The 7342-nt window shown below is 35.9% G+C and carries 8 protein-coding genes; 4 read left to right on the top strand and 4 right to left on the bottom strand.

What is annotated here, in order from left to right:
• From C4E06_RS10330 to C4E06_RS10320, 3 genes are all read right to left on the bottom strand, one after another.
• On the bottom strand, positions 1-312 hold a 312-nt coding region (locus C4E06_RS10330), incomplete at its 3' end, for an NAD(P)/FAD-dependent oxidoreductase (protein ID WP_157951140.1).
• Positions 313-429: 117 nt separating this feature from the next.
• Entirely contained in the window at positions 430-885 is a 456-nt protein-coding gene (locus tag C4E06_RS10325; RefSeq protein ID WP_107667992.1) for an NUDIX domain-containing protein, read from the bottom strand.
• A gap of 71 nt (positions 886-956) precedes the next feature.
• The gene (locus C4E06_RS10320) at positions 957-2342 is read right to left on the bottom strand and encodes a Rieske 2Fe-2S domain-containing protein (protein ID WP_107667991.1); all 1386 of its coding nucleotides are present in this window, start codon (positions 2340-2342) and stop codon (positions 957-959) included.
• Positions 2343-2642: 300 nt separating this feature from the next.
• Between C4E06_RS10320 and crtR the strand changes: the two genes are divergently transcribed.
• Positions 2643-3551 (top strand): beta-carotene hydroxylase, encoded by a 909-nt coding sequence (crtR, locus tag C4E06_RS10315; RefSeq protein WP_107667990.1) that lies wholly within the window; start codon positions 2643-2645, stop codon positions 3549-3551.
• A gap of 196 nt (positions 3552-3747) precedes the next feature.
• Here the strand turns inward: crtR and C4E06_RS10310 are convergent, their stop codons facing one another.
• Positions 3748-4023 (bottom strand): HU family DNA-binding protein, encoded by a 276-nt coding sequence (locus tag C4E06_RS10310; protein ID WP_107667993.1) that lies wholly within the window; start codon positions 4021-4023, stop codon positions 3748-3750.
• A gap of 164 nt (positions 4024-4187) precedes the next feature.
• Between C4E06_RS10310 and C4E06_RS10305 the strand changes: the two genes are divergently transcribed.
• The 3 genes from C4E06_RS10305 to C4E06_RS10295 all read left to right on the top strand — a co-directional run.
• Positions 4188-4868 (top strand): response regulator transcription factor, encoded by a 681-nt coding sequence (locus tag C4E06_RS10305; protein WP_107667989.1) that lies wholly within the window; start codon positions 4188-4190, stop codon positions 4866-4868.
• A 91-nt stretch (positions 4869-4959) separates the two neighbouring features.
• Positions 4960-6789, top strand: coding sequence for a CHASE2 domain-containing protein (locus C4E06_RS10300; protein ID WP_198648517.1), 1830 nt, complete (start codon positions 4960-4962; stop codon positions 6787-6789).
• Between the two features lie 142 nt (positions 6790-6931).
• A partial coding sequence (locus C4E06_RS10295) for a DUF262 domain-containing protein (protein WP_157951139.1) occupies positions 6932-7342 on the top strand: 411 nt, incomplete at its 3' end.

Below are 7342 nucleotides of genomic sequence, written 5' to 3'. Positions count from 1 at the left end.
TTCAGGGTCAACGATAGGAAGTTTTGTTATTTTTCTTGTTCCATCTGCTTTAATCAGTGTTAAATAAAAGTCTGTGTTAGCAACACTTAAATCAGCCAATTGCTCAGTCAGGTTTAATAAATCTGTTAATTTTTGTCCTCGGCCATCAATTTGATAGTTAAAGGATTTATCTGGTTCATAATAATCAGCCGAGGGTCTTTTTTCAATGACTATAATATCTTTCCACCCTCTTTTTGCTAACATTAAAGCAGTGCCTAAACCGGTGGGGCCTCCCCCAATAATGACTACATTTTTTTTGTCAAAGTAACTCATAATAAATAATATTAATTCAATAAGTGAACGTCTTTGACAACGACACAACACTACTGATCACACCTAAATTAACCACTTTAAATAAACGATTGATCTTTATTATTCATATTTCAATCATCAAGCTAATACGGTTAACCCTTTTAAATAATCAGTTAACTGGCGATCGTGATCATGGGAAAGATTTCCTAAGGGTAAATTATCACGAGAAAATGCTTCAATTCCTATCACTTCGAGGGTATCTTCTACAGCAAAACTCCCTGTAACTTCTGCCTCCATTAAAATAGAAATAGAGTGTATTCTTGGATCTCGATCCATAGAAGAATAAACCCCCACTAAACGATTCACCTTTAATAAATCTAATCCGGTTTCTTCTTTTAATTCTCGCTTAGCTGTGGTTACAATGTCTTCTCCCCAGTCTACAATACCCCCTGGAAGTCCCCATTTTCCTGTATCTTTTCGTTGAATCAAAACAATACGGCCATCAGGAAGCACGGGAATAATCGTAGCACCTGTAATAGGGTGACGGAAAATAATCCCCATTACGGCTTTTATATATCGCCATATTTGATCCATGTTAATAATATCACTCTTTAAAGGTAAGGAATGGTTAATTATAGCAAGTCGTCAGTTCATCAAAGTGTTAGTTACCGATCATATAGTTTTCTAATGGGTAATCCATTTCTCGGTAAACCACTGATGAAACGATGACGTAAATCATCCGATAGCAATGAAATTAAAACACTTATGACAGCAAAAATTGTTGACAAAATTGCGAGTTTGCCTGATATTGGTAGCAGTAATAATAGTAAAGTTAAGATTGAAAAAATGATCATCGAATAACGAGAATAGGTTTCAACTTTTCCTAAAAAGTCTACCGTAGCTCGACAACTGGAACAATATTTTGTGTGTCGATGCCACCGATCATATAACTCTTCATCTGTCAAGGATTGATAGGGAGTTTCTTTAACATTTTCATAGGCTGGTTTTCCTCCTGCAAACTGATCTAACCATTGGCGAAACGTCATAATTCCCATATCAGCTTTTGAGGGTAAAAAATAGCTTTTGTGCCAAGGTTTTTCTAACTGAGCTTGTAAGGTTTCTTGAGCGTGCATAACCATTAAATCTTGGTCACTTAACTGATAGGTTGATAGATGGCTCAACCCGGTTTTTAGTTTCTTTGGTAACCGATCTAAGATCAAGTTTTTTTGTGAAAAGTTCATGCTAGTAATAAACTTACCAATATAACGACATCGGCCGGGTTCAGTCGGAATAAAATAAAGTTGCGATAACATCAGATTGCCGTTAGGATAACGATAAATAGTGGTATTACAACAAGGAGGCGTAAATTTTCGTGTGGCTTCCATGTCTTTATTTAATAGATTGTAACCACTATGCTTTAAAGTAAAACCGGCTTCGGCTGATATTTCTTCTACTGCTTTAAAAGAGGCGATCGGTACAGTTTTATCAGGAGAAAATCCAGCTAACCCTTCATGAAGAAATTGAGCATGGGACGGATCAAAACTGCTTTCTACTGAGACAATATAACCGACAGGAACCTCTAATAAATGCCAATCTGTTGCGGTAACATCTAAACCACATTCGGGAATAATCGCAGGTTCTTTTAATTGACAATCTTCAAAGGCTGTGTCTTTATTATCGGGCCAAACCCATAATAATCCTTGTTTAACTTGTGTGGGATAAACTGTTACTTTAGACCGTGGACTATTGCAAGCTGTTTTAATGGCTTCTTCTTCAACTAACATCGGAATTTTGGTACAGTTCCCTTCCTCATTAAAACACCATCCATGATGACGACACATTAGGGTCCCATCCTCCTCTATTTTCCCTAAAGAAAGTTGTGCTAATTTATGAGGGCATTGATCGTCCATGACGATCCATTGTTGCTTTTTATTCTGCCAAATAACCAACTTTTTACCTAAAACGGTAACAGGAGTAGGAACAGAAGCATCAAGATAACTTAATGGACTGATAGGATACCAGTTTTGACTCCAAGAAAATTGATCACTCATAATTATTAAATCTGTTTACTTTTTATTTAATTTTAACGTTTGATTGATGGTAAAGCTGCCTTCTGAGAAATCATTAAAATAGTCATGTTTTATTCCTGAAATGACCTCTACCTAAACTATTCTTAACTTATGAAGTCTGATGGGCAAACCAATGAACGACACTTTAAGCTTGAGTTTTCGTAATTTAACCTCAATCTTTACATAAGATGAGATAATGTTACAAATCTTTATTAAATTTCTGTTATCGTGTAAACTACTCAAAGATCAATGATAATGTCGATAAAGGAGCAAGAAACAGCCATGCAGTCGGCACAAACGCTGCAAACAGTCCCTAGAGAGTTTCTCAAACCCCCAGGAGGGTTCAACCCCAACGTGGTGATGTTTTTTACCGCCTTATCCCTCATTGGTTGTTCGATTTGCGGTTATTGGTTATGGCAATGGCCAGACTGGATTTGTTTTGTTTGTAGTGTTCTTGCTCTACATTTATCAGGTACAGTGATCCATGATGCCTCTCATAATGCTGCTCACCGTAATCGCATTATCAATGCTATTTTGGGTCATGGAAGTGCCTTGATGTTAGGTTTTGCTTTTCCTGTGTTCACACGGGTTCATCTACAACATCATGCCAACGTCAATGATCCCGATAATGATCCGGATCACTTTGTTTCGACCGGTGGACCGCTATGGATGATAGCAGCGCGCTTTTTTTATCACGAAATTTTCTTTTTTAAACGTCGTCTCTGGAAGAAATACGAACTTTTAGAATGGTTTTTAAGTAGATTATTTTTGTTTACTGTTGTTTTTTTGGGCATTCATTACGGGTTTATCGGTTATGTGATGAATTTCTGGTTTGTTCCAGCTTTAGTGGTAGGGGTGGCTTTAGGTTTATTTTTCGATTATTTACCCCATCGACCCTTTGAAGAACGCGATCGCTGGAAAAATGCTAGGGTTTATCCTAGTGCCATTCTCAACTTCCTAATTTTCGGACAAAACTATCACTTAGTTCATCATTTATGGCCGTCTATTCCTTGGTATAAATATAGACCGGCTTATCATGCGACCAAACCCTTATTAGATGCCAAAGGGTGCGAGCAATCTTTAGGATTATTAAAAGGGAAAAATCTGTGGAATTTTCTCTATGATGTCTTCTTAGGGATTCGTTTTCATGGTCATCATAAAAAGCGAGTGCGTAATTCTGAATCCCATTGAGAATATAGCGGTGCGACCTCGGTGCTAGACTTCGTCCCTCTTCGAGTCCGTAAGCACCTAGGGAACGCGCATCAAGAGAAGACGCACTCAAGACAATCCACTTCTTAACGAGGTAGAGGTCAATTATTCTTGACCTCTACCTTAAAAGCAATGAGAAGAATTCTTCTTAATCTCCCGCAGGTTTGCCAATTTCCTTTTAAGGTTTGACTTTCTCCTTAAATCCCTTGCCGGCACTAAATGCAGGAACCGTAGTAGCAGGGATCGTCAAGGGTTCCCCTGTTTTTGGATTTTTACCCTGACGTTCCTTCCGGGGCCGTGGCTCAAAGGTTCCAAAACCCACAAGAGTCACTTTATCCCCCTCGGCAACCGTTTCGACAATGGTTTCAGTCATAGCATTGAGTATCTTGATAACAACCGCCTGAGATTCATCTGTTTCGGCGGCAATGGCTTTAACCAGTTGTTCCTTGTTCATAATCTTAATAGTAAGCAATAGAATTGTGATTATAACTAGGTTAGTCCCCATGTTGTCAAGATTTTGAAAAGATTTTTACCCTTGACTTAAATTATATTGAAGTGAGAGAAAAATCATTGAAGTCGTAAAAAATGACAATTTTCGTAAATGTTGAGGTAATTGTAATGGATCAAAAGGACTCCTCTGTAGAAAAACTTAAAATCGTAATTGTCGATGATCATCCCTTAATTTTAGGAGGAACCTTTAACATTTTACGGCAGCATTATCCACAGGCAGAACTCTCAACAGCCAACACGGCCAAAGCACTTTTAGAAAAAGTAAGAACCATTTCTCCTGACTTAGTGGTCATTGATCTCTCAATTCCTGAACAGTCTGGGATGACGGCTCAAGTTGAAACAGGCATTCAATTAGTTCAACAATTGATAAAAAACTATCCTCAACTCAATTTAATGGTACAAAGTAGTTATGTGAAAGCGTTAATCCGAATTAAACACGAAATTGATAGTCATCAAGGAGGGTTTACCCTTGCAGATAAAGGACTTTCAACCCAAGATATGTTCACTCGTATGAACTGGTCATTGCAAGGTCTCACTCATACCAAAGACTTAAACAATCAATTAGAAATAAAATCAGAATGGTTAGACGTACTGAGTCTTGCCTTTGAGCAAGGATTGACTGATAAAATGATAGCCCAGGAAATGAATGTTGCTGAACGAACTGTTCGCCATTATTGGACAAAAATACAAGATGTTTTAAACATTTATCCTGAAGATAGTAAAAAAGAAGGAAAAAATCTGCGTGTGCAAACAGAAATTAGAGCTAGAGAAGAGGGATTGATTGATTAGTAATAAATAAATGTTGAACTCAATTTATAATCAATGGAAAAAAATAAGTAATCAAGACGACTTCCTTGCCTCCATAAGTCTCGGTATCTTTATGATTTCATTGGTTGTGATCATCCGTTTAATAGGAGGATTTCAATATTGGGAGTGGTTTACCTTTGATTTATTGTTACGGTTACGACCTTCTGAACCCACTGATGAAAGAATTATTATTATTGGAATTACCGAAGAAGATATCAGAAAAGCCGGAACTTACCCTTTATCGGATCAACAAATTGCCAAGCTTATTAACACATTACAACAATATGAACCCAGAGCGATCGGATTAGATATTGTTAGAGATATTCCTGTAGCCCCGGGACATCAAAAGTTAGTTAAAATTTTTGAAAATAGTGATAATTTAATCGGAGTGGAAAAAATCTTATCTCCTAGGATTGCTAAACCCCCTAAATTATCCAAAGATAAAATAGGATTTGTTGATATTTTAATCGATTTGGATGGAAAAACCAGAAGGAGTTTATTAGGAAGTTTAAAACCTGAAAATCCGCAAGATTATGGTTTCTCCTTTCCCTTAAAATTAGCCGAGGTTTATTTAAAAAAAGATGGAATTTTACTCAAAAATGGCTTAAACGATCCCAATGCTATGAGATTTAACTCAGTAGAAATACCTCGCTTTTTTAGTCATACAGGAGCTTATCAAAAAACCGATAATTTTGGCGTGCAAAGCTTACTTAATTTTCGTAATAACGTCAATCCTTTTCGTCGCTTAAGTCTTGAGGATATTGAGCAAGATAAATTTAATCCTAATTGGTTAAAAGATAAAGTTATTCTGATTGGTGTTACTGCTCCAAGTATTAAAGATTTTGTTAATACATCGGCAGTGAAGTCGAGGGAATTACCGGGACAAATTTATGGAGTAGAATTTCAAGCTCATGTGGTGAGTCAAATTATTAGTGCAGTGGAAAATAAACGACCTTTTTTAAACAGTTGGCACGAAATATTTGAATATTTATGGATTATCGTATGGGGATTATTAGGTTTGATGATTAGTGGTTTTATTGTTTCTCCCCAAAATAGTTTTTTAACCACTTTTTTGAGTGCAATCACTTTAGCAATAATTAGTTATTTATTATTATTAATAGGCTGGTGGATTCCCCTTATTCCGTCTTTACTTGCTTTAGGGTTAAATGGTATTTTATTAGCTAGTTTTTTTCAGTATCAAAGAAAAGTAAAAGCAGAAATAGAAACTCGTCAATTAACCATTGAGAATGCCTTTACTACCATTCATAATGGACCGTTACAAACCCTTGCTAATCTCCTAAAAAATGTTAAAGATCAGAAGATACCCAAAGACCATTTATTACAAGAATTAGACATATTGAATCAAGAAATTAGAAACGTCGGTGAAAATCTTAAATTAGATTCTCTCAGGCAAGAAGAAACTTTACTGTTAGGCAATGGAAGTAAACTTAACTTAAATCATCCTCTGCATCAACTATTTTATCAAGTTTATACTGAAACTTTAACTCGTAATTTACCGAACTTCATAACCGTTAAAATTAAAGCCCGTTCTTTTGATCCCATTGAAGATAACCATATTAATTATCAACAAAAACGAGAACTCTGTCAGTTTTTAGAAGAAAGTTTATGTAATATTGGAAAACACGCCAATGGAGTCACGAGGATTAATGCAACGGGTAAAAATAAAGAGGGATTTTATTATTTAGTGATTAAAGATAATGGGTTTAAGCAGTTTTCAAATTATGAAGGAAAAGGAACCCAACAATGTCAAAGGTTAGCCAAAAATATTGGAGGGACATTTAAACGAGAGTGCCTAACCTCAAGAGGTACTTTATGTCAATTAAAATGGCCGCTGAATCCTTCTGATTCTATTGGTCAAAAAATTAGACAACTTTTTAAATAAAAATTATCTGGCTAGTCAACCTATTACTAAGCCGGAACTACTGTTGCTCTTAGTGTAACCCTTTGCTGAGAATCTCTGTTAGAGAACCTAAAAAATTGGGAATACTACAGGTAAGTGTTAACCTGAGTTCAAATACCTAAACATGACAATTCAAGCATCTGAGCAAACACTAGAGCAAATTTTTACGCTTTCTAATTATCAATTTGAAATCCCATCCTATCAACGGCCTTATTCGTGGGAAAAAGACCAAGTTTTAGAGTTAATGGATGATTTATTAGATGCTTTTCCTTATTTAGATAATAATAATTGTGATTATTTTTTGGGTAGTATTATTCTCATTCAAAAATCACAAAAACCTCAAGTAGAGGTAGTTGATGGACAACAACGATTAACCACTTTAACTTTATTATTATCCGTATTTCGTCATTTACTCCCATCTGAAAGCAACGCTTATCAATGTATTAATCATTTACTGGAAAAGCAAGGAATCGGTTCCAGAAAATATGGTTTAAAAGTGCGATCGCAAGATGATTTTTTCTTTGGTGAATATATC

The organism is Cyanothece sp. BG0011, assembly GCF_003013815.1.
Taxonomy (GTDB): Bacteria; Cyanobacteriota; Cyanobacteriia; order Cyanobacteriales; family Microcystaceae; genus Crocosphaera.
This window is presented reverse-complemented; position numbering and strand designations above follow the sequence as displayed.